Source organism: Amycolatopsis sp. BJA-103, from assembly GCF_002849735.1.
Lineage (GTDB): Bacteria > Actinomycetota > Actinomycetes > Mycobacteriales > Pseudonocardiaceae > Amycolatopsis.
On record NZ_CP017780.1, the window covers coordinates 8,470,679 to 8,492,469 of the forward strand.

The 21,791-nt window shown below is 70.0% G+C and carries 19 protein-coding genes; 14 read left to right on the plus strand and 5 right to left on the minus strand.

Annotated elements, in window-relative coordinates:
* The first annotated feature begins 96 nt into the window (after positions 1 to 96).
* Genes BKN51_RS38270 through BKN51_RS38280 form a run of 3 tightly spaced genes read left to right on the plus strand, consistent with a single transcriptional unit; the run spans position 97 to position 3,390 of the window.
* Entirely contained in the window at positions 97 to 411 is a 315-nt protein-coding gene (locus tag BKN51_RS38270) for a hypothetical protein (RefSeq protein WP_101612201.1), read from the plus strand.
* A complete protein-coding gene (locus BKN51_RS43770; RefSeq protein ID WP_101612202.1) occupies positions 411 to 2,819 on the plus strand; it encodes a hypothetical protein in 2,409 nt (802 codons plus the stop codon). Before BKN51_RS38270 ends, BKN51_RS43770 begins: the two co-directional genes overlap by 1 nt.
* 28 nt (positions 2,820 to 2,847) lie before the next feature.
* Complete coding sequence (locus tag BKN51_RS38280) at positions 2,848 to 3,390, plus strand: hypothetical protein (RefSeq protein WP_101612203.1); 543 nt, start codon at positions 2,848 to 2,850, stop codon at positions 3,388 to 3,390.
* 236 nt (positions 3,391 to 3,626) lie between these two features.
* Here BKN51_RS38280 and BKN51_RS38285 read toward each other — a convergent pair whose 3' ends face one another.
* Positions 3,627 to 4,451 carry a dienelactone hydrolase family protein gene (locus BKN51_RS38285; RefSeq protein ID WP_101612204.1) on the minus strand — a complete coding sequence of 275 codons (825 nt, stop codon included), beginning with the start codon at positions 4,449 to 4,451 and terminating at the stop codon, positions 3,627 to 3,629.
* Positions 4,452 to 4,579: 128 nt separating this feature from the next.
* Between BKN51_RS38285 and glmS the strand changes: the two genes are divergently transcribed.
* From glmS to tsaE, 8 genes are all read left to right on the plus strand, one after another.
* On the plus strand, positions 4,580 to 6,442 hold the full coding sequence (glmS, locus tag BKN51_RS38290) for a glutamine--fructose-6-phosphate transaminase (isomerizing) (RefSeq protein ID WP_101612205.1): 1,863 nt from the start codon (positions 4,580 to 4,582) through the stop codon (positions 6,440 to 6,442).
* A 14-nt stretch (positions 6,443 to 6,456) separates the two neighbouring features.
* Positions 6,457 to 7,902, plus strand: coding sequence for an NAD(P)H-hydrate dehydratase (locus tag BKN51_RS38295; RefSeq protein WP_101612206.1), 1,446 nt, complete (start codon positions 6,457 to 6,459; stop codon positions 7,900 to 7,902).
* A 234-nt stretch (positions 7,903 to 8,136) separates the two neighbouring features.
* Entirely contained in the window at positions 8,137 to 8,952 is an 816-nt protein-coding gene (locus tag BKN51_RS38300; RefSeq protein WP_101612207.1) for a DeoR/GlpR family DNA-binding transcription regulator, read from the plus strand.
* Positions 8,942 to 10,369, plus strand: a complete 1,428-nt coding sequence (gene xylB, locus BKN51_RS38305) for a xylulokinase (protein ID WP_101612208.1) — start codon at positions 8,942 to 8,944, stop codon at positions 10,367 to 10,369. Before BKN51_RS38300 ends, xylB begins: the two co-directional genes overlap by 11 nt.
* Positions 10,370 to 10,373: 4 nt before the next feature.
* Positions 10,374 to 11,465: an ABC transporter ATP-binding protein gene (locus tag BKN51_RS38310; RefSeq protein ID WP_101612209.1), complete on the plus strand. Its 1,092-nt coding sequence runs from the start codon at positions 10,374 to 10,376 to the stop codon at positions 11,463 to 11,465.
* A gap of 29 nt (positions 11,466 to 11,494) precedes the next feature.
* Positions 11,495 to 12,634, plus strand: a complete 1,140-nt coding sequence (alr, locus tag BKN51_RS38315; RefSeq protein WP_101612210.1) for an alanine racemase — start codon at positions 11,495 to 11,497, stop codon at positions 12,632 to 12,634.
* Positions 12,631 to 13,728, plus strand: coding sequence for an alpha/beta fold hydrolase (locus tag BKN51_RS38320; RefSeq protein WP_168214488.1), 1,098 nt, complete (start codon positions 12,631 to 12,633; stop codon positions 13,726 to 13,728). Before alr ends, BKN51_RS38320 begins: the two co-directional genes overlap by 4 nt.
* On the plus strand, positions 13,728 to 14,192 hold the full coding sequence (gene tsaE, locus BKN51_RS38325) for a tRNA (adenosine(37)-N6)-threonylcarbamoyltransferase complex ATPase subunit type 1 TsaE (RefSeq protein ID WP_168214489.1): 465 nt from the start codon (positions 13,728 to 13,730) through the stop codon (positions 14,190 to 14,192). Before BKN51_RS38320 ends, tsaE begins: the two co-directional genes overlap by 1 nt.
* Positions 14,193 to 14,360: 168 nt before the next feature.
* On the opposite strand, the gene BKN51_RS38330 is transcribed toward tsaE, so the two are convergent.
* From BKN51_RS38330 to BKN51_RS38340, 3 genes are all read right to left on the minus strand, one after another.
* Positions 14,361 to 14,648, minus strand: a complete 288-nt coding sequence (locus BKN51_RS38330; protein ID WP_102906591.1) for a hypothetical protein — start codon at positions 14,646 to 14,648, stop codon at positions 14,361 to 14,363.
* A 673-nt stretch (positions 14,649 to 15,321) separates the two neighbouring features.
* Complete coding sequence (locus BKN51_RS38335; protein ID WP_101612212.1) at positions 15,322 to 16,653, minus strand: carboxyl transferase domain-containing protein; 1,332 nt, start codon at positions 16,651 to 16,653, stop codon at positions 15,322 to 15,324.
* Positions 16,650 to 18,071 (minus strand): acyl-CoA synthetase, encoded by a 1,422-nt coding sequence (locus BKN51_RS38340; RefSeq protein ID WP_101612213.1) that lies wholly within the window; start codon positions 18,069 to 18,071, stop codon positions 16,650 to 16,652. Before BKN51_RS38340 ends, BKN51_RS38335 begins: the two co-directional genes overlap by 4 nt.
* A 341-nt stretch (positions 18,072 to 18,412) precedes the next feature.
* Between BKN51_RS38340 and tsaB the strand changes: the two genes are divergently transcribed.
* Genes tsaB through tsaD form a run of 3 tightly spaced genes read left to right on the plus strand, consistent with a single transcriptional unit; the run spans position 18,413 to position 20,600 of the window.
* A complete protein-coding gene (gene tsaB, locus BKN51_RS38345; RefSeq protein WP_101612214.1) occupies positions 18,413 to 19,078 on the plus strand; it encodes a tRNA (adenosine(37)-N6)-threonylcarbamoyltransferase complex dimerization subunit type 1 TsaB in 666 nt (221 codons plus the stop codon).
* Positions 19,075 to 19,554: a ribosomal protein S18-alanine N-acetyltransferase gene (rimI, locus tag BKN51_RS38350; protein ID WP_101612215.1), complete on the plus strand. Its 480-nt coding sequence runs from the start codon at positions 19,075 to 19,077 to the stop codon at positions 19,552 to 19,554. Before tsaB ends, rimI begins: the two co-directional genes overlap by 4 nt.
* Complete coding sequence (gene tsaD, locus BKN51_RS38355; protein ID WP_101612216.1) at positions 19,554 to 20,600, plus strand: tRNA (adenosine(37)-N6)-threonylcarbamoyltransferase complex transferase subunit TsaD; 1,047 nt, start codon at positions 19,554 to 19,556, stop codon at positions 20,598 to 20,600. Before rimI ends, tsaD begins: the two co-directional genes overlap by 1 nt.
* On the opposite strand, the gene wecB is transcribed toward tsaD, so the two are convergent.
* Positions 20,597 to 21,748: a non-hydrolyzing UDP-N-acetylglucosamine 2-epimerase gene (gene wecB / locus BKN51_RS38360; protein ID WP_101613709.1), complete on the minus strand. Its 1,152-nt coding sequence runs from the start codon at positions 21,746 to 21,748 to the stop codon at positions 20,597 to 20,599. The genes tsaD and wecB overlap by 4 nt on opposite strands.
* Positions 21,749 to 21,791 lie beyond the last annotated feature (43 nt).

Consider the following 21,791-nt stretch of genomic DNA (forward strand, 5'->3'; position numbering starts at 1 on the left):
TTCTGTGTGCATATGCGACGGCACCTGATGCCGTCGGCGTGCGTCGTAGGTAGGACAACGAGGCGGACACAGAGCGGGACGAAGGGGGCACCGGTCATGCCGGACGGGGGCTACAAAGCCGATTCAGAGGCGATGCTCACGGCGTCGACGTCGTTGGAGCGCGCGGCTGAGAAAACGACGTCCGAGGCGGGGAAGGTGGGGCCGACCCAGGTCGGGCCCGAGAACTTCGGCCGAGTCCACAAGGACTACCAAAAGGGCTACGCCACCGGGATTCTCGCCATTTCCGACGCGATGAAGGGCTACGCGGGCCAGCTCACCCAGCTCGCCGGCGGGGTCAGCACCGCGTCGACCCGCTACACCTCATCCGACCAGGCGAACGCCGCGGCTGCCAACAAGGCGGGGACCCAGTAATGAGTGAACCGACGCCCGCACAGATCAAGGAAATGCTGAACGACCCCTACGTCACTCAGGGCACGAAAGACGCTTTGATGTTGCCGTGGGCCAGGGAAGCTGCCTACAAGAAGGCCGTCGCCGAACGTGACTCGAACGCCGCGGGGGACAAGAAGCAGGCGGCCGAGACGAAACAGGCCGACAAGGACCTCGACTCCATGTCCCGGCCTGCCGCCGGAGGCGCGACCACCAAATCCGACCAGGTGCTCGACCTCGGAAAGCCGGCACTGGACTTCTTCTCCGATTGGGCCGAGCAGGTCTGGAACAAGATGCCGGAGAAGTCGGGCGAAATCAGCTACAAGACCGACATCTGGGACCGGTTCCACGAGAACCGTGAGATCAATTTCCAGAAGATGTTCGACGAGGTCGAGGATCTCGGCGACGCCAAGAAGATCGTCGAGCAGACCCAGAAGGACGCGACTTCGGCGCTGACCACGCTCTTCCACGACTGGAAGGGCGAGGGCGCGACGGCCGCGAAGGTCAAGTACGAGCAGCGGATCCAGCCCGACGCGAAGGAGCTCATCGCGCAGATGGAGGGCGCCATCAAACTGGTGCCCTCGACCATCGACAAGATCTACACCGCGCTCAAGCTGAAGGTCGACGAAACGCTGAAGCTCCGGGTCGACAAGGTCGCGACGGCACCTCTGTACATCGCGAAGCAGGTCGTCGACATCGCGAACGGCAAGGTCGGCTCCAAAGAAAAGCTCATGGACGTCGCGTACTGGCTCGACTCCGCGTGTCCGGGCAACAACCTCGCCGAACGGCTGCGTCACGACGACTGCAAGCTGAACGACGAGAACAAGGACTACGCGATCGGGGCCGCGAAGCAGTGGCTGAAGGGTTCTTTCGCCACCGAGTTCGGCGAGCGGTACGAGAACTTCAAGAAGCTCTGCAAGAACGCGACCGACACGATCAACACGCAGTACCACGAGCTTTCGCGGTTCATGGAGGACTACACGAACCCGTTCCCCGCGGCCGGGTCCGAGAAGCCCCCGGGCACCGAGAAGCCCCCGGGCACCGAGAAGCCGCCGGGCAACGGAACGCCGCCCGGTGGTGGCGGCGGGACCCCGCCCGGCGGCGGGGGCGGCACGCCTCCTGGTGGTGGAGGCGGCAGCAGCACACCTCCGGCGGCGGAGGTCCCCGAGGCGCCGAAACCGGAGGACAAACCCGCCGAGGGCACGAACCCGGTCACCGGGAAGCCGCTCGAACTGGACCCCGAGACCGGCAAGCCGTACCCGATCGACCCGGCGACGGGTGAGGCGATCAAGGACGGCATCGACGGTCAGGACACCATGACCGTCCAAAAGGGCGACAACAAGATCGAGATGACCGAGCCGGATAAAGACGGCAAAATGGACATCAAGGTCGACGACGGCAAGGGCAACGAGAAGGACTACAAGCTCGACTTCGACGACCCCAAGGGCGAAGAGGGCAAGGACGGCGAAAAGGCCAAGGACGGCAAGGACGGCGACTTCGGTCCGCAGGGCGCGGTCAAGGAAGGCGAGCCCGGCAAGGACGGCGTCTACCGGCCCGGCCCGGACGGCAAGATCCACATCCAGGACGGCAACCTCAAGATCACGGCCGAGCAGCCGGACGGTCCGAACGGCCCGACCGTGGTGACCGTCGACGACGGCAAGGGCGAGCCGACCACTTACACCCTCGACGAAAAGGGTGAGAAGAAGGAACTCAAGCCCGGCGACGTCATCGACACCGACGACGTCAAGAACGGCCTGGACGACCGGAATCCCGGCAATCCGCAGCCCGGCAAGGTCGACGGGGTCGACGAGATCCGCACGATGCCCGCGCCGGCGGACGGCGCCGGTTTCGCCGCTCCGGGTGGTGTCGAGGTCGGTGCTGCAGTCGGTGGTGGCGAAGGGACCGCCGCGGTGTCCGCGGAGGCCGAGGCCGCCGGTGGCGCCGCGTCGGGCTCGGGTGGCGAGGGCACCGCGCCGGCCGCTAGCGGAGGCGGAGGCGGTGGCAGCTTCGAAGGAGCGCTCGGCGGCGTCGGCGAAGGTGGTTCGGCGGGGTCGCTGAACGAGGCCGGTTCGCTCGAAGCGGGCATCCAGACCGGGGGCGGCGCGCAGCCGGCCGCCGTCGAAGGCGGCCTCGGGATGGCGCCCGGCGGGATGGACCCGGCGCCCGCGGGAGCCGGTGCCGGAAGCTCGTCCGCCGGAATGGGCGGCATGATGGGTGGAATGGGTGCCATGGGCGGCGCGGCCGGTGGTGGCGGTGGCGGCGGTGACACGCAACGCGGCTCGAGCCAGTACCGCGTCGAGGGTGGCATTTTCGAGACCAGCGGCGCGGGCGGCCGGATCAGCGGGTCGCTCGACGACGATGGCGGCGACCGTTCGATCAGCTACGAGCGATGATCGGTAACCGGGGAACGAGGGAGGACCGATGAGCGCTGTCGACCGGCTGGCGGCCGCCATGTCGAGGCAGGACGCCGCCATCACGGAGCAGCAGGAGCAGCGCGGACTGCGGGAGCGGCACCTCGCCGACGCCAAGGCCCAGGCGATGGAAACCATGCAGAAGGACGCCGCCGTCCACGACAAGTACGCGGCCCACATGCAGGAACTGGGGAAGCGGAGCAAGGAGGCAGGCGGCTGGCTGACCGGCAAGACGACCGCCGACCGCAGCCACACGATGGGCTTCGGCCTCGAGGACGACGACAAGCCGGACGCCCGGTTCGCCGAGTTCGGTGGCCGGCCCGATGCGTCGCGGCCTGCGCCCCCGCCCCCGCCGCCTCCTCCGGTCGCGCCCGGGGTGCCCGGAATGCCGGCGACGGTGGACGTCCCGCCGGCTGCGGCGCCGACACCCGCTCCGGGTGCCGGGACGCCCGAAGCGCCTGGTGCGCCCGCGCGTCGTCGAGGTCGTCACGCCCGCGACGACAAGGGTTTCGACGACGACGACTTCTCGAACAACTCGTGGATGGTCGACTGACCGTCTCACCGCACTTCAGGGCCCGGCTCACCAGAGCCGGGCCCTTCTTTTACTCGCTCCGCTCGCCCGGACCGCGTCGACTTTCGCGGGCTAATCGCGATCCGGCCGCACGGGGTGCCCTCCCGGGACCGTGTCGACTTTCGCGGGCTAATCGCGACGCGTAGGCAGGCTAAGTAACGAGGCGCGCGCCGGGGTCCGGGTCGCGATTAGCCCGCGAAACGCAGGTCGGCCGGGGGTCAGGCGGCGGGTTCGTCCTGGGTCTCGATGGGGGCGCGTTTGACGTCGGCGTCCAGGAGAGGCTGGTACTTCGTCGTCCCCGTCAGGTGAGTGAGGAAGAACGCGGTGAAGAGGGCCCTCGTCAACTGCTGGGTCCCGCGGTGCGGCTTCCCGTGCAGCAACAGCTGGCTCCAGTGCCTGCCCTCGGTGACCCCGAGGTGCGACGACTTCCCGAGCGTCCGCAACTGCACCGGCCCGCCCCACGCGTCCGCGATCGCCTCGGCATGCCCGACAGGCGGCGCGACCAGGTCTTCGCTCGCCGCGAGATGCAGGCCGGGCACGGTCACCGACTGGGCCGACACCGTCGCGGGAGGCAGCGTCTGCGCGGGAGTGATGGTCGCGACAGCGCGAATCCGGGGCCGCTCGTCGTTCTCGGCCGCCTGAGCGGCGGCGAGGATGGCCGAGCCGCCACCGGTCGAGTGCCCGGCCAGGCCGAGCTTCGCCGGGTCGACGCTGATGCCGTCCGGTCCGAGGCGGACCGTCGTGATCAGGTCGAGCGTGGTCAGCAGGTCTCCGGCCAGCAGCCGATGCGACGGCAGCGGGCCGCGCTGGGTGGCCGGAGCCGCCGCGACGATGCCCCAGCTCGCGAGGTGCCGGAGCAGATGCCGGTAGCTCCCGGTCGGCTGCAGCCATCCGTGCCCGAACGCGACGGCGGGCAGACCGAGCCCCGAGCGGGGGGTGAACACGACGCCGGGGAGCCCGACCAGGGCGAGGTTGCCGCGCAGCACCTCGTGCGGACCTGGATGGGACAGCTCCGCGAGCAGCTGTTTGGGCTTGCTGGCCATGTTCGTGACCTTACTGCCCGCACCCCCGTCCGGCCCGCGCGCCGCCCCGCGGATCGCGTTTAGCCCGCTAAACGCGAGTGCGGGCGCCCGCGCGAAACGGCCGGATTTCCGTCGTTAGGGTGGTGGCCGTGTGTGGAATCGTGGGATACGTAGGACACCGCCCGGCCCTGGACGTCGTCATCGGCGGCCTGCGCAGGATGGAGTACCGCGGCTATGACTCGGCAGGCGTCGCGGTCCTCGACGGCGCCGGTGCGCTGAACGTCGAGCGCAAGGCGGGCCGCCTGGCCAACCTGGAGACCCAGCTCGAAACCGTCGGCAGGGACGCCTTCACCGGCACCGCCGGGATGGGCCACACCCGCTGGGCCACCCACGGCGCCCCGGTGGACCGCAACTCGCACCCGCACCGCGACGCCTCCCAGCGCGTCGCCGTCGTGCACAACGGCATCATCGAGAACTTCGCCGCCCTGCGCTCCGAGCTCGAGGCCGACGGTGTCGAGATGGCGAGCGACACCGACTCGGAGACCGCCGCGCACCTCATCTCCCGCGCGTACACCGACGGCGACACCAAGGGCGACTTCCCGGCCAGCGTCGCCGCGGTCTGCCGCCGCCTCGAAGGCGCGTTCACTCTGGTCGTGACCATCGCCGACCAGCCGGACACCATCGTCGCCGCCCGTCGCTCCTCGCCGCTGGTCGTCGGCGTGGGCGAAGGCGAGCACTTCGTCGCTTCCGACGTCGCCGCGTTCATCGAGCACACCCGCGAGGCCGTCGAGCTCGGCCAGGACCAGCTCGTCGTGATCACCCGCGACGGCTACGAGGTCACCGACTTCCACGGCGACGCCGCGCAGGCCAAACCGTTCACCGTCGACTGGGACCTCTCGGCCGCGGAAAAGGGCGGCCACGAGTACTTCATGCTCAAGGAGATCGAGGAGCAGCCCGAGGCGCTGGCGAACACGCTGCGCGGCCACTTCGACGGTGGCCGGATCATCCTCGACGAGCAGCGCATCTCCGACCAGGACCTGCGCGACGTCGACAAGGTCTTCGTCGTCGCCTGTGGTTCCGCGTACCACTCCGGCCTCGTCGCCAAGTACGCCATCGAGCACTGGACCCGCCTCCCCGTCGAGGTCGAGCTGGCCAGCGAGTTCCGCTACCGCGACCCGGTGCTGGACCGCGCGACGCTGGTCGTCGCCGTCTCGCAGTCGGGCGAGACCGCGGACACCCTCGAAGCCGTCCGTCACGCTCGTGAGCAGAAGGCCCGCGTCCTGGCCGTCTGCAACACCAACGGCGCGCAGATCCCGCGTGAGTCGGACGCCGTCCTCTACACGCACGCCGGTCCGGAGATCGGTGTCGCCTCGACGAAGGCGTTCCTCGCGCAGATCGCGGCCAACTACCTGGTCGGCTTGGCGCTCGCGCAGGCCCGCGGCACGAAGTACCCGGACGAGGTCGCCCGCGAGTTCGCCGAGCTCGAGGCCATGCCCGCCGCGGTGCAGAAGGTTCTGTCCACTGTGGACCAGGTCCGTGACCTCGGCCGCCGGATCGCCGACTCGAAGGCGGTGCTGTTCCTCGGCCGTCACGTCGGTTTCCCGGTCGCCCTCGAAGGCGCGCTTAAGCTCAAGGAACTGGCGTACATGCACGCCGAAGGCTTCGCCGCCGGTGAGCTCAAGCACGGCCCGATCGCGCTGATCGAAGACGGTCTGCCCGTCGTCGTGGTGATGCCGTCGCCGAAGGGGCGCGCGGTGCTGCACTCGAAGCTGGTGTCGAACATCAGCGAGATCCAGGCGCGCGGCGCCCGCACGATCGTGATCGCGGAGGAGGGCGACGAGACCGTCCGCCCGTTCGCCGACGAGCTGATCGAGATCCCGGCCGTCCCGACGCTGCTGCAACCGCTGGTTTCGACGGTTCCGCTGCAGGTGCTGGCCGCGGAAATCGCCCGTACGCGCGGGTACGACGTCGACAAGCCGCGTAACCTGGCGAAGTCGGTCACCGTCGAGTAAGGACCGGAGGCGTCGTGCAGGGAATCTGGACCACGGAACGGATTCGCGCGGCGGAGGACCGGTTGCTCGCCGTCACTCCCGACGGCGGGCTCATGCGGCGAGCGGCTTTCGGCCTGGCGGTGCACGCCGCGGCGATGCTGGAAGACCACACGGGTTCGGTGTCCGGACGACGGGTGACGCTGCTCGTCGGGTCGGGCAACAACGGCGGTGACGCCTTGTGGGCCGGCGCGTTCCTGCGCCGCCGCAATGTGGCCGTCTCGGCGATTCTGCTGAAGCCCGAACGCGCTCACGGCCCGGGTTTGGCCGCCTTGAAGCGATCCGGCGGCAGAGTGGTGTCCGTTGAGGACGGTCCACAATGGATCGGTCGTGCGGACCTCGTTCTCGACGGGATCGTCGGGATCTCGGCGCGAGGGCCACTGAGGCCGGATGCCGCCGCGCTGCTGGAGCACGTGAGTTCGCCCGTGCTGGCCGTCGATCTGCCGAGCGGGGTGGACCCGGACACCGGTGCCGTCGACGGTCCGGCGGTCGTCGCCGACCGCACGGTCACTTTCGGCGCGCTCAAACCGGTGCACGTCCTCGCGCCCGCGTCCTGCGGCGAGGTCGCCCTGGTCGACATCGGCTTGCGACCGGAACTCGGCGAACCCGATCTGCGGCGGCTCGACACGGCCGACGTCGCCGCGGCGTGGCCGGTGCCGGGGCCGGGTGACGACAAGTACAGCCAAGGCGTGGTCGGGGTGGCCGCAGGATCCGCGACGTACCCGGGTGCTGCCGTGCTCGCGGCGGGCGCCGCCGTGCGGGCGACGTCCGGACTGGTGCGGTATGCCGGGCACGCCGCCGACGTGGTGCGAGGGCGCTGGCCCGACGTCATCGCGACGGGGTCGGTGACCGATGCCGGACGGGTGCAGGCGTGGGTCGTCGGGCCGGGGATCGGGACCGGGCACGAGGGGCGGGACGTGCTGCGGTTCGTGCTCGGGCGTGGCGTGCCGGTGTGTGCGGACGCCGACGCGACGACGATCATCGCGCGCTCGCCCGACGTGCTCGACGCGCGCGATCCGGACACGCCGCTCTTGCTGACCCCGCACGCGGGGGAGTTCGAGCGGCTGATGGGTTCGCCGCCGGGAGCGGACCGGGTCGCGGCGGCTCGGGCGGCCGCGCGCAAGTACGACGCCGTCGTGCTCTTGAAGGGGCACTGCACGGTGGTCGCGGCGCCGGACGGCCGCGCGCTGGTGAACACGCCGCGGGGATCATGGCTCGCGACGGCGGGATCGGGGGACGTGCTGTCCGGTCTCATCGGCGCGCTGCTCGCGGCCGGGCTCGATCCGTGGCTGGCGGCCGGTGCCGCCGCGCACGTCCACTCGCTCGCCGGGTCGCTGGCCGCCGATGGCGCTCCCACCTCGGCTTCCGGCATCCTCGGCGCCGTCTCGGACGCCATCCGGTCCGTCCGCTCCCTGACGTCCTGACCAGGGCCCCGACGTGCGTTTAGCCCCCTAAGTGCGCTCTGCGGGCACCTGCCCCCAGAACGCGATTAGGGGGCTAAACGCACTTCGGTGGGCGGAGGCGCGGGGTGAGCGGAAATGCGAGAGTTATCGAGTTACGTGTTAACTCCCGGCGAATAATCTGGTAAGAAGCAGGTGTGAGCGCCGACACCCACCCCGCCGAGACCACGATGGTCCGGGTCGTGAACGGTGTCGCCCATGTCTAAGACCAGGCCTTCGGACGCCGCCGTCGAGCACCGGCGCCAGGAGATCCTCGACCACGTCATCGCCACCGGCGAAGCCCGCATCGACGATCTCACCACCCGCTTCGGCGTCAGCCTGATGACGATGCACCGCGACCTCGACGAACTCGCCGAGCGCCGCCTCCTCCGCAAACTGCGCGGCAAGGTCGAGGCCTACCCGGCGACCACCATGGAGTCGGCCGCCCGTTTCCGTGACACCTTCAACCAGGCCACGAAGGACACGCTGGGCGAGGCCGCCGCGGCACACGTCCACTCCGGCCAGACGGTCTTCGTCGACGATTCGACGACGCTCTTCCCGCTCGTCCGCCGCCTCGGCGCGATCGAAGACCTCACCGTCATCACCAACTCGCTCGAAGCCGCCCGCATCCTCGGCCCGGTCAAGAGCGTCGAGGTCGTGCTCGCCGGCGGCCGGTACCACCACGAGTACGACTCGTGCGCCGGTCCCGACGTCCTCGCGTTCCTCGAGCGCACGCACGCCGACATCGCGTTCGTCTCCGTCGCCGCGGTCGCGGTCGGCCGCCTGTTCCACCCCGTCCAGGACTACGCCGCGCTCAAGAAGGCCGCGCTGCGCACCGCGAGCCACAACGTCCTGGTCGTCGACAACTCCAAGTTCGGCCGCACCGCCACCTTCGCGCACGGCGACATCGGCGACTACGACCTCCTGATCACCGACGACCTGACACCGACCGAGGAGATCGAGGCCGCGCTGAACGCGGGAACGGCCATTGAGCAGGTCGAATGCGATCCGGAAGGGCCGGAGTATGAAATCTGACCTGGTCGCCGGAATCGACTCGTCGACCCAGTCGACGAAGGTCGTCGTCTGCGACGCGGAAACCGGCGAGATCGTCCGCACCGGCCGCGCTTCGCACCCCGATGGCACCGAAGTCGCCCCCTCCGCGTGGTGGGACGCGTTCCGCGAGGCCACGGACGGCCTGCTCGACGGCGTCGCCGCCATCGGCATCGGCGGACAGCAGCACGGCATGGTCACCCTCGACGAAGACGGCGCGGTCGTCCGGCCCGCGTTGCTGTGGAACGACACTCGGTCCGCCAAGGCCGCCGAAGACCTCGGCCGCGAACTCGGTCCCGAGAACTGGGCGAAGTCCGTCGGCTCGCTGCCGGTGGCCAGCTTCACCGTCACGAAGCTGCGTTGGATGGCCGAGAACGAGCCCGAGCTGGCCGATCGCGTCGCCCGCGTCCTGCTTCCGCACGACTGGCTGACCTGGCGGTTGCTGGGCGAAGGCGCCGAGCCGGTCACCGACCGCGGCGACGCCTCCGGCACCGGGTACTTCTCACCCGCCACCGGCGAGTACCGCCAGGACCTTCTCTCGCACGCCTTCGGCGGCCGCACTCCCGAACTGCCCAAGGTCATCGGCCCCGCCGAAGCCGCGGGCCACACCCCGGACGGGATCCTGGTCTCGGCGGGGACAGGCGACAACATGGCCGCCGCGCTCGGTCTCGAACTGGCTCCGGGCGACGTCGTGGTCTCGCTGGGCACCAGCGGCACCGTCTTCGGTGTCTCCGAGACCGCGAGCGCCGACCCGTCCGGCATCGTCGCCGGATTCGCCGACGCCACCGGCCGGTTCCTGCCGCTCGCCTGCACGCTCAACGCCGCCCGCGTGCTCACCGCCACGTCCGCGATGCTCGGCGTCGAACTCGCGGAGTTCGACGAGCTGGCCCTCGCGGCCGCGCCGGGCTCCGGAGGTCTCACCTTCCTGCCCTACCTCGATGGTGAGCGGACGCCGAACCTCCCGGACGCCAGTGGCACGCTCTTCGGCCTGACCCGCGCGAACATGACGTCCGAGAACCTCGCCCGCGCCGCCGTCGAAGGCATGTTGTGCGGACTCGCAGCCGGTCTCGACGCCCTTCGTGAGCAGGGACTCGAAGTCCGTCGAGTGCTGCTGATCGGCGGTGGCGCGCAGTCGGCCGCCGTCCGCGCGGTCGCGCCGATCGTGTTCGGCGTGCCCGTCGTCATCCCCGAAGTCGCCGAGTACGTCGCGGTCGGCGCCGCGCGGCAGGCGGCCTGGGCCCTCGCTTCCAGCTCGGAACCTCCCCGCTGGCAGGAAGACCACGGCACCACCCCGCTCGAACCGACCGAGGCGGACCACGCCGAGGGACACCGGATCCAGCAACGGCATCTCGAGGCCCGCGAACTCGGGCACGGCATTTCCGCGAAACCGAAAGAGGACTGAACCGATGGCCACGATCACCTACGACAAGGCGACCCGGCGCTACGCCGGTTCCGAGCGGCCCGCCGTGGACGCACTCGAACTCGAGATCGCCGACGGCGAATTCCTCGTGCTGGTCGGGCCTTCCGGCTGCGGCAAGTCCACCAGCCTGCGGATGCTCGCCGGCCTCGAGGACATCGACGAAGGCGCCGTCTGGATCGGCGACCGCGACGTCACGCAGCTGCCCCCGCGTGCCCGCGACATCGCGATGGTGTTCCAGAACTACGCGCTGTACCCGCACATGACCGTCGGCCAGAACATGGGCTTCGCGCTGAAGATCGCGGGCCGTCCGGCCGCGGAGATCAAGCAGAAGGTGCTCGACGCGGCCAAGCTGCTCGACATCGAGCAGTACCTCGACCGCAAGCCGAAGGCGCTCTCCGGCGGTCAGCGCCAGCGTGTCGCGATGGGCCGCGCCATCGTGCGTGAGCCGCAGGTCTTCCTGATGGACGAGCCGCTGTCGAACCTCGACGCCAAGCTGCGTGTCTCCACGCGTACGCAGATCGCCGCCCTGCAGCGCCGTCTCGGCGTCACCACCGTGTACGTCACGCACGACCAGGTCGAGGCCATGACGATGGGCGACCGCGTCGCGGTCCTCTCCGACGGCCTCCTGCAGCAGTGCGACACCCCCCGCGCGCTGTACGACAAGCCCGCAAACGCTTTCGTCGCCGGGTTCATCGGCTCGCCCGCGATGAACCTCGTCACCGCGAAGCTCACCGAAGACGGTGCTGAGCTCGGTGGTGCGCGAGTGCCGCTGACCCGCGAGATCCTCGCCAAGGCCGACGGCGACACCGTCACCCTCGGCTTCCGGCCGGAATCGCTCGAGGTGACCACCAGCGAAGACGGCACGCTGCCGATCAAGGTCGACCTCGTCGAGGAGCTCGGCTCGGACGCGTACGTCTACGGCAAGCTGGCCGAGACCGACGCCGAGGGCACGAAGTCCAACGTCGTCACCCGGGTCGACCCGCGCAAGCCGCCGGTGATGGGCGACACCCTGCACCTGCGGGTCCGCCCCGACGAGCTGCACGTGTTCTCCGCCACCACCGGGGCACGCCTGTCCTGAGCCGGGGCCGTGGGAAACTGGTGGTCGTTATGACCGCCAGTTTCCCGCGTGCCGAGGTCGTCATCGACCTGTCCGCCATCCGGCACAACGTCGCCCTGCTCGCTTCCCGCGCCCCAGGGGCCCAGACCATGGCCGTGGTCAAGGCCGACGGCTACGGCCATGGAGCCGTCGAGGCCGGGCGTGCCGCCATCGAGGGCGGAGCGACCTGGCTCGGCACCTGTTCCCTCGACGAAGCCCTGAAGCTGCGCCGCGCCGGAATCGGCGCCCGGCTCTTCAGCTGGCTCGACACCCCCGAAGCCGACTTCGCACCCGCGGTCGCCGAAGACATCGACGTCGCCGTCAGCTCCCTCGACGAACTCGCCCGCGTTGCCGATGGCGTGCGCCGGGCGCGCGACTTTAGCGGGCTAAGTGCGATCTGTCGGGTGCACCTCAAGATCGACACCGGCCTCTCCCGAAATGGCTGTCCACCTGCGGAATGGCCGGCGCTGGTCAAGGCGGCCGCCGCCGCGAGGCCGCTCATCGACGTCGTCGCGATCTGGTCGCACCTCGCCTGCGCCGACGAGCCCGGCCACCCGTCCGTCGACGCGCAGGCGAAGCGGTTCGACGAGGCCTACGACATCGCCCGCGCGGCGGGCCTGAACCCGATGCGGCACCTCGCGAACTCCGCCGCCGTGCTGACCAGGCCGGACCTGCACTTCGACCTCGTCCGCGCCGGGATCGCGGTCTACGGGCTGAACCCGATCCCCGCCACCGAGGACCTGCGCCCCGCGATGACCTTCAAATCGTCGGTCGTGCTCACCAAACGGATCGCGGCCGGCGAATCGGTTTCCTACGGCCACACCTGGACCGCCGAGCGCGACACCACCCTCGCCCTGGTCCCGGTCGGATACGCCGACGGCGTGCCGCGATCGCTGTCCGGGCGGATGGACGTCTGGCTCGGCGGACGCCGTCGTCCGGTGGCCGGACGCGTGTGCATGGACCAGCTGGTCGTCGACTGCGGAGACGACGAACCCGCCGTCGGTAGCGAAGTGATTCTCTTCGGGCAGGGCACGTTTGGTGAGCCCACGGCCCGGGAATGGGCCGACAAGCTGGGGACGATCGACTACGAGATCGTGACTTCGATGTATCGCCCGCGAATCCACCGGACGTATCTGGAGGCAGGCTCGTGACACCTTCACGACGACTGCTGGCCATCGTCGGCGGCGTCGGGGCGGTGGCCACCGGCACCGCCGCCGCGATCGCCGTCGCCGCACAGCAGCGGCGGCAGAATGAGGATCCGTTCGTGGACGAGCCGTTGGGGGATCTTGAACCGGACCGGACATCGACAGTGGCGGCGGAGGACGGAACGCCGCTCGCGGTCGAGGAGATCGATCCGGCCGATGGGGGCGAACCGGAGCTGACCGTCGTCGGCGTGCACGGTTTCGCGTTGTCGAAGCGCTGCTGGCATTTCCAGCGGCGAGATCTCGCGTCGCTGAAGTTGCCGCGCGTGCGTCAGGTCTATTACGACCATCGCGGGCACGGGCAATCCGGCGCCGCGAACGCCGAGACCAGCACCATCGAGCAGCTGGCGCGCGATCTCGACATGGTCGTGCGCTCGGTGGTGCCGGAGGGGCCCATCGTGCTCATGGGGCACTCGATGGGCGGCATGGTGATCATGGAGCTCGCGGCGGAGCATCCCGAGCTGTTCGACGACCGCGTCGGCGGCGTCGCGTTCATCGCGACCGCGGCGGGCGAAGTCGGCGCTCGGGGACTGCCGCGATCGCTGCTTTCGAAGTACAACCCGCTCACGCGAGGCGTCGGCGGGCTGGCGGGCTGGCAGCCCGGACTCGTCGAGTTCGTGCGCGCCGCCGGAGGGCAGCTGACCCGGCAAGCCGTGCGCAGGCTGGCTTTCGGCAGCCGGGACGTGTCTCCGCGACTCGTCGACTTCATGCTGGAAATGCTCGAAGTGACGCCGGTACGCGGGCTCGTGAATTTCGTCGACACGCTCGGCAGCCACAACCGGTACGCCGCGCTCGCCGGGTTGAAGCACGCGCACGTGCTGGTCATCGGCGGGGATTCCGACCGGTTCACGCCGATCGCGCACGCCGAGCGGATCGCGGCGGAGCTGCCGGACGCGGAGCTGGTGCGCGTGCGCGGCGCTGGGCACATGGTGCAGCTGGAACAACCCGAACTGGTGAACAGTCACCTGATCGACTTGATGCAGCGGTGCACGGGCACCGATGGTGAAGATCCTGACCGGCGAACCTGGTGGTGGCAGCGCTGATGAACTTTGCTTTCCCGACTCCCGAGTCGACCATGGACTTCGGGCGATCGCTCGGACGTTCGCTGCGCGCGGGCGACCTGGTGCTGCTCGCCGGACCGCTCGGAGCGGGCAAGACGACGCTGACCCGCGGGATCGCGGACGGTCTCGGCGTCGGTGGACGGGTCAGCTCGCCGACGTTCGTGATCGCTCGGGTGCATCCGGCGGGCGAAGCCGGGGTCGCACTGGTGCACGTCGACGCATACCGGCTCGGCGGGGATCTCTCGCAGCTGGATGACCTGGACCTCGACACTGAACTCGAGCGGTCCGCCCTGGTCGTCGAATGGGGCGAGGGAGCGGCGGAGCGCCTTTCGGACGACTACCTCGTCGTGCGCATGGAGCGTCGCGAGGACGATGTCCGCGTGGTCACCTTGGAGCCGCACGGCACCTGGGCGTCCCGCACGCCCGACTTGCGTTTAGCGGGCTAAACGCGACCTGCGCCGCAGGCGGGCCGGAGCGCGTTTAGCGGGCTAAACGCGATCTCACCCGGATGCCGCATCAGGGCTGGCCAGGCGAAGCGTCCCCTCCATGCCCCAAGCGGGCTTGGGGGTGCGCATGCCGCTGGTAGCCACAGCGGCATGCGCACCCTGCCCTCCCTAGACGGCGGGGGCCGGCTCAGCCCGCGGTCCGCGCCGATGGTGAATCCACCACAATCCGCACAGGCCGAGCACGCCGGTTTGCGCGGCGGGCGTCGCGACCAAAGCCAGCGCGAGAAGCGGGGCGATCAAGGCGAACCAGTAGAGCAGGACACGCCTGGCGTTCTCCTTGCTGCCGAAGAACGTGCTTCGCCAGAAATCGGGCCACTGGGCCGCGGGACGCAGATGAACTCGACGGCACGCGGGGTCGGTGACCATGCCGACCGGTTCGCCCGCCAGATCGAGCAATTCGTCGAGAGTGACTTCTGCCGGGTGACACCCGCCGCGGTGATCCTGGTTCGTATCCGGGGTCATCGCCTGCGACTGGGGTGGCTCCTCTGGCATACCGCCGGAACACGGCGCTACGCTGGGCATGTTTGACGCCTCCATAGGACTAATTCGGGTTGATGGAGCTGTTGAACCGCAAAGCGGCTCCCCCTTGCACGGGGAGCCGCTTCCTTTTTGTGCGGCATTCGGCAGTTGCCCGACCGCAACACAAGTCATTGTGGACGAACTTTCCGGACCTACGGGGCGGTAGGTGAAAGGTTGCTGCTTCTTGCGCCGAGCGGTCGGCGCACTTCACCCCGGGTCATCGGATTTCCCTGCCATAACTCGAAAGAGTAGTTGCGGCCGTGGGTAACACGCACATTGGCGAGATAGTGGCAGCTGAGTACACCTAGAGTGTTTCGAATTCACGCTATCGAGTGGATTGCAGTTATCGGCGCGGAAGGAAATGTTCAGGAACGGACATTCGAAAGCGGCATTCGCACATGCAGATGGTCATGCTTCGCGCAACGCGTCCGCTCAGCGCCGATCTCCGACCGTTTGTCGCTTCCCATTCCGCGCCGAAAGGCCGCAACCGACGTCGACACGGAAGGTATCGATGATTTTTCAATCACCCGCGCGGATCGCGTTTAGCCCGCTAAACGCGATCCGCCGGGCCGACCACGAAACGCGCGATTCCCAGGTCGACCAGGTCTTGGGGGCGTAGCCGCAGCCGGTCCGCGAGAGCAGGGACGTCGTCGGCGGGCAGCTTGAGGATCGCCGCGGCCGCCTCGGGCGTCGTGACCGAGAAGTACGCATTGGGCGTCACCCAGGTCGATCCCGGCGCCGCGAACGCGAGCGCGCCACCGGATCCGCCTTCGCCGATCACCAACGTCGTGATCGGCACGGCCGCGCTCGCGACCGCCTCGAACAGTTCCGCGATCGCCGCACCGGCACCGGCCCGCTCGGCCGCCGCGTCGTTCGCCGCACCGGGGGTGTCGACCAGGGTGAGTACCGGGATCCCGAGCCTCGACGCGAGCCGTACCAGCCGCGCGGCCGTGCGGAAGCCCGCGGGCAGAGTCGCCGTCCCGCACTGCGCCGCATACGCGATCGTTCGGCCGTCTCGCCGGCCGAAGCCGCACAAGACGCCGGAGTCGACTCCGCCGCACCTGTCGCCCGAGACGTCCTCGCGCCAGTCGAAGTACGCGTCGAGGTACTCGGCCGCCCTTGGCCGATCAGCGGAGCGTGCCGCCTGAACCGCAGCCCACCCGCTGTCGGGCAGTCCCGCAGACCCGAGCGCTCCGGGAGGTTCAGCGGCTTCCGGTGTCGGCGAGGTCAGCAAGCGCACCCACCGTTCCAGGACCGCGGGAAGGTCGGCGGGCTGCACGATCCTGTCGACCTGGCCCCACGCGAGCTTCGCTTCGGCCGTGTACGCCTCCGCGGGCGCGTCGGAAGGTCGAACCCGGGAACCGGCGAAACCGACCTGAGCCCCGGGCAACGCGAGAATGACGTCGGCGCTTGCACCGAGTGTCGCCCAGCCGCCGCCCGTGGTCGGATCGCGCAGCACCGAGATCTGCGGCACCGACCGGGCTCCGGCCGCCGCCCGCGCGATGCGCTGCAACTGCGAAAGCGCGCGCATCCCGTGCTGCATCCGGCTGCCGCCGGTCGCGATCAGCGAAACCACCGGCAACCGTGACTCCACCGCCCGCGCGAAGGCCGCCTCGACGCGATCACCGGTCCGCTGACCGATCGACCCGCCCAGGAAACCGAATTCGAAGGCGATCACGACCGCCTCGACCTCGCCGATCTCGGCGGTTCCGCAGACGACGGACTCGTCTTCGCCCGATCGCTCCGCGGCGGCTTCCCGTGCCGAGCGGTACCCCGGCCAGCCGATCGGCCCGTCTTCCGGCTCGTCGGACCGCGGAACGTCCAGATCTTCGAAACCGGTCGCGATCTCCTTGATGACGGACCGTGCGGAAGCCCTGCTCATCCGAGTGCCCGCTTCAGGACCTTGCCCATGTCGTTGCGCGGCAACGCCTCCAGATAGCGGACCACACGAGGCCGTTTGTGCGGCGACAGCAGGCGCGAGACGTGGTTGGCGAGTTCCGACTCCGTCGGGCGTTCTCCATCGGGCACCACCCAGGCCACGATGCGCTCGCCCAGATCGTCATCGGGCTCACCGGTCACCGCGACCTCCGCGACACCGGGATGTTCCATGAGCGCGTTCTCGATTTCGCCCGCGCCGATCTTGTAACCACCGCTTTTGATCAGGTCCGTGGCCTTCCGGCCGACGATCTTCACGTAGCCGGCCGCGTCGCGGGTCGCCATGTCGCCGGTCCGGAACCAACCGTCGTCGAAGGCGGCTTCGGTGGCGTCGGGGCGGTTGAGGTATTCGGTGAACAGGTTCGGCCCGCGGACCTGGATCTCGCCGACGGTCTCGATCTCCTCGACGGGCTTTCCCGCCTCGTCCACGAGCCGCAGTTCGACGCCGCCCAGCGGGACGCCGACGGTGCCAGGGACACGCTCGCCGTCGGCGCGAACGCTGGTGTTCATGAGGGTCTCGGTCATCCCGTAGCGCTCGATCACGCGCTGGCCGGTCGCCGCGGTGATGCGCTGGTGGTCGTGGACGGGCAGCGCGGCCGATCCGGAGACGAGCAGCCGGGCGCCGCTGAGGGCTTCGGCGAGCGACGGGTTGTCGCCGACTTCGCCCGCGATGCGGTGGTACATGGTCGGGACGCCGAACATCATCGTCGCTCCGGTCGCGAGTTCGCGTGCGACGCCTTCGGTGGTGAATCGGCCGAGATGTCGGACCGAGCCGCCGCGCCGGAGCGGTCCGAGGATGCCGAGGATCAGGCCGTGGACGTGGAACAGCGGGAGGCCGTGGACCAGGACGTCGTCGCCGGTCCACTCCCAGGCGTCTTCGAGGGCGTCGAGGGTGGTCGAGATCGCGCGGCGGGGGAGGACGACGCCCTTGGGCGGGCCGGTGGTGCCGGAGGTGTAGACGATCAGCGCCGGGGCTTCGGCATCCGGTTCCGCGGGGAGATCGACGGGCGTGCCTTCGAGGGGGATGTCGCGGCGTGGCAGGTCGTCGAGGCCGGCGGGCAGGTCGGCGCCCGGTTCGGCGAGGACGAGGACGGGCTCGCTGTCGGCGAGGATGTGCGCGAGTTCGCGCTCGCCGATCTTCGGGTTGAGCGGGATGGCGGGGACGCCGGCGAGCAGCGCGGCGATCACTGCGACGCTGGTGTGCACGGTCGGTGTCGCCCAGACAGCGACGCGGCCGCTCGGGAGGTCGCGGGCGAGGGTGCCGGCGACGGCCGCGACCTCGGCGTAGGTCAGGGAGGTGCCGCCGAAACGGAGGGCCTCCTTGTCGGAGCCGCTCGCCAGCGTGGGGAACAACCGATCGGGCACCGTGTGACCTCCTGCTCGACTCCGCCAGCCGGGGGCACGAGGGCCCTCGCCGAACCGTACCGTTCCGCCCGCCTTCACCCCTGCGACCTGGTTCACACCCCTGCTCTGTCCTGCCCCCGACGTGCGTTTAGCCCCCTAATCGCGATCTGGGCCGAGGTCGGCGGGCCGGCAGGAGCGACTTTCGCCCCCTAATCGCGATCCGGCGCCGGGACGCGGGGGCCGGGCGACGGAGCGCGTTTAGCGGGCTAAACGCGACCTGGCGGCAGGGGAGCGGCCACGGTGCCGGATCGCACTTAGGCCGCTAAACGCGACGCGGGAGCCTGGTCGTAGGCTGGGTAACCGTGCTGGTACTGGCCATCGACACCTCGACCCCGGCGGTCACCGCGGGCCTCGTCGCCCTGGACGGCGACACGCTCGAATCCCGCGGCGACCGCGTGACGGTCGACCCGCGCGCGCACGGCGAGCTGATCACGCCCCACGCCCTCGAAGCGGTCAAGGCCGCGGGCGTCACGCTTCGCGACCTCGACGCCATCGTCTGCGGCGTCGGCCCAGGCCCCTTTACCGGCCTTCGCGCCGGCATGGCGACCGCCGCGTCGCTCGCCCACGCCCTCGGCATCCCGGCCCACCCGGTCTGCAGCCTCGACGCGATCGCCGCCGACGTCGCCCCCGGCGAAGCGCCCTTCCTCGTCCTCACCGACGCGAGGCGGCGCGAGGTCTACTGGGCCGCGTACGCCGCCGACGGTTCCCGCACCGACGGTCCGCACGTCCAGCGACCGGCCGAGCTCGAGACCGCCATCAAGGTCGCGGCGGGCGACGGCGCCCTCCTCTACGCGGACGCCCTCGGCGTCCAGCCGATCGAGCCGCGCTTCCCGTCACCCGCAGGGCTGGTCAAGGCCGCTCGTGAGGCACTCCAAAACGGAAGCGACCCCGCCCCGCTCACCCCGCTCTATCTCCGTCGCCCGGACGCCGTCGAACCGGCCGCGCGCAAGAAGGTGACCACGCCGTGAGGCTGGAACCCTTACGCCGCAAGGATATTCCCCGCTGTGTCGAGATAGAGAAGATTCTCTTCCCCGGCGATTCACCGTGGAGCGCCTACGCCTTCCACGCGGAACTCGACGCCGGCGGCCACTATCTCGTCGCGCGTCCGGACGAAAGCGACGAAGTCATCGGCTACGCGGGGCTCGCCGTCGTCGGCCGCCGCGGCGACTACGAGACGAGCATCCACACGATCGGCGTCGACCCGGGCTGGCAGCGCAACGGGATCGGCACCACGCTGCTGAAGGCGCTCCTCGTTCGCGCGGACGAGCTCGCCGCGCCGGTGTTCCTCGAGGTCCGCACCGACAACGAAGCGGCGATCACGCTCTACGAACGACACGGTTTCGAACGCGTCGGCCTCCGGAAGCGCTACTACCAGCCTTCCGGCGCCGACGCCTACACGATGGCCCGCCCGCGGGCCCAGGTCCGAGACGAGGTGGCGGGCTGATGCCACGCATCATCATGGGCATCGAGAGTTCGTGCGACGAGACCGGCGTCGGCCTCGTCCGCCTGCACGACGACAACACGGTCGAGCTCCTCGCCGACGAGGTCGCCTCCAGCGTCGATCAGCACGCCCGCTTCGGCGGCGTCGTCCCCGAGGTCGCCAGCCGCGCGCATCTGGAGGCGATGGTCCCGACGGTCGAGCGAGCCTTCGCGAAGGCCGGGCTGAAACTGTCCGATGTGGACGCCATCGCGGTCACCGCCGGACCCGGCCTCGCCGGCGCGCTCTTGGTCGGTGTCGCCGCGGCCAAGGCTTACGCCGCGGCGCTGGACATCCCGCTCTACGGCGTCAACCACCTCGCCGGGCACATCGCCGTCGACACCCTCCAGCACGGACCGTTGCCCGAACGCTGTCTCGCCCTGCTCGTCTCCGGCGGGCACACACAATTGCTTCTGGTGGACGACATCGCGTCCGGGATCACCGAACTCGGGTCCACTGTGGACGACGCGGCGGGCGAGGCCTACGACAAGGTCGCCCGCGTCCTCGGCCTGCCGTACCCCGGTGGCCCGCCCATCGACAAAGCGGCCAAGAACGGTGACGGCAAGGCCATCGCGTTCCCGCGCGGCATGACCGGGCCGCGCGACGCCAAGTTCGACTTTTCCTTCTCCGGCTTGAAGACCGCCGTCGCACGCTGGGTCGAAGGCGCCGAGCGCCGCGGCGAGGAGATCCCCGTCGACGACGTCGCCGCGTCGTTCCAGGAAGCCGTCGCCGACGTTCTCACCAGGAAGGCGATCCGCGCGGCCAAGGAACACGGCGTGGACACACTGGTGATTTCCGGTGGCGTGGCGGCGAATTCACGGCTGTCCGAACTCGCCGCCGAGCGGTGCGCGGAGGCCGGGATCACACTGCGAGTCCCGCGGCCGCGCCTGTGCACCGACAACGGCGCGATGATCGCCGCGCTCGGCGCGCACGTGGTCGCCGCCGGACGTCCGCGGGCATCGCTCGATTTCTCCGCGAATCCCGCACTGCCGGTCCAGATCGTCTCGATCTAGCGCAATTCGGCGGCGGTGCGCGGCATCGGGGCGAGATTGAGCAGCTCCTCCAGCGCGGCCACCGTCAAGGCGGCGGCATTGCCGTCGCCGTAAGGGTTTCCGGCGTGCGTCGGATGAAGATCGCCGCGCAGGATCTTCGCGGCGGTGTCGGCGATGAGGGCGGTGTCCGTCCCGACCAGCCAGGCGCAGCCCGCCTCGATGGCCTCGCGCCGTTCGGTGACCTCACGGAGCACGAGGACGGGTGTGCCGAAGGTCGGCGCTTCCTCTTGGATACCACCGGAATCGGTCAGGACGAGTTCGGCCAGCCGCAGCGCGCGCACGAGATCGGGATACTCGAGCGGCTCGGTGATCGTCACCCGCGGTGTCCCGCCGAGCGCGGTCAAGACCTGCTCCCGCACGGCCGGATTGGGGTGCACCGGGAACAGCACCTGGACGTCGGAGTGCTCGGCGACGATCAGTTCGATGGCGGCGAGCGTCCGGCTCAGCGGCTCGCCCCAGGACTCACGCCGGTGCGACGTCACGAGCACGAGGCGTTCGTTCGCCTCGGCGATCTCCATCTCCAGCAACGCGAGCGCGGTGTCCCTCGCCGGGAGATCCCGTTCGGCGATCGCGATCACGGCGTCGACGACGGTGTTGCCGGTGACGGCGATCCGTTGGCGCGGAACACCTTCCGTGCGCAGCGCGGCGGCGGCACCCGGGGTCGGCGCGAGGTGCAGGGCGGCGATGCGCGAGATCATCTGCCGCGTGCCCTCTTCGGGGAACGGCGCGGCGAGGTCATGCGTGCGCAGTCCCGCTTCGAGATGCACGACCGGGATGCCCAGCCAGAACGCGGCGAGCGCGCCCGCCAGCCCCGTCGTCGTGTCACCCTGGACGACGACCGCAGACGGCGCGACCCGTCGCAGCACCGCGTCGAGCGCGGGGAGCAGTCCGGAAACCAGTTCCGACTGCGTGCCCGTGGTCCGCGGCGGGGTGTCGAGCCAGGCATCGACGGGCAGGCCGAACGGGATCAGCGCCTGCTCGACCATGCCCTGATGCTGTCCACTGTGGACGACGAAGGGCCGGAGGTTCGGGTGCTCCGCCAGCGCCAGTGCCAGCGGCGCGAGCTTGACCGCCTCCGGCCGGGTCCCGGCCAGCAACATCACATCCACGCGTTCGCGCTCCTCGTCCACGATTTCGAGTGTCCCGGAAAAT

Coding starts and splice junctions, on each gene's coding strand:
- BKN51_RS38270 (WP_101612201.1), top strand. CDS start 97: ATGCCGGACGGGGGCTACAAAGCCGATTCAGAGGCGATGCTCACGGCG.
- BKN51_RS43770 (WP_101612202.1), top strand. CDS start 411: ATGAGTGAACCGACGCCCGCACAGATCAAGGAAATGCTGAACGACCCC.
- BKN51_RS38280 (WP_101612203.1), top strand. CDS start 2,848: ATGAGCGCTGTCGACCGGCTGGCGGCCGCCATGTCGAGGCAGGACGCC.
- BKN51_RS38285 (WP_101612204.1), bottom strand. CDS start 4,451: ATGGCCAGCAAGCCCAAACAGCTGCTCGCGGAGCTGTCCCATCCAGGT.
- BKN51_RS38300 (WP_101612207.1), top strand. CDS start 8,137: ATGTCTAAGACCAGGCCTTCGGACGCCGCCGTCGAGCACCGGCGCCAG.
- xylB (WP_101612208.1), top strand. CDS start 8,942: ATGAAATCTGACCTGGTCGCCGGAATCGACTCGTCGACCCAGTCGACG.
- BKN51_RS38310 (WP_101612209.1), top strand. CDS start 10,374: ATGGCCACGATCACCTACGACAAGGCGACCCGGCGCTACGCCGGTTCC.
- alr (WP_101612210.1), top strand. CDS start 11,495: ATGACCGCCAGTTTCCCGCGTGCCGAGGTCGTCATCGACCTGTCCGCC.
- tsaE (WP_168214489.1), top strand. CDS start 13,728: ATGAACTTTGCTTTCCCGACTCCCGAGTCGACCATGGACTTCGGGCGA.
- BKN51_RS38335 (WP_101612212.1), bottom strand. CDS start 16,653: ATGAGCAGGGCTTCCGCACGGTCCGTCATCAAGGAGATCGCGACCGGT.
- tsaD (WP_101612216.1), top strand. CDS start 19,554: ATGCCACGCATCATCATGGGCATCGAGAGTTCGTGCGACGAGACCGGC.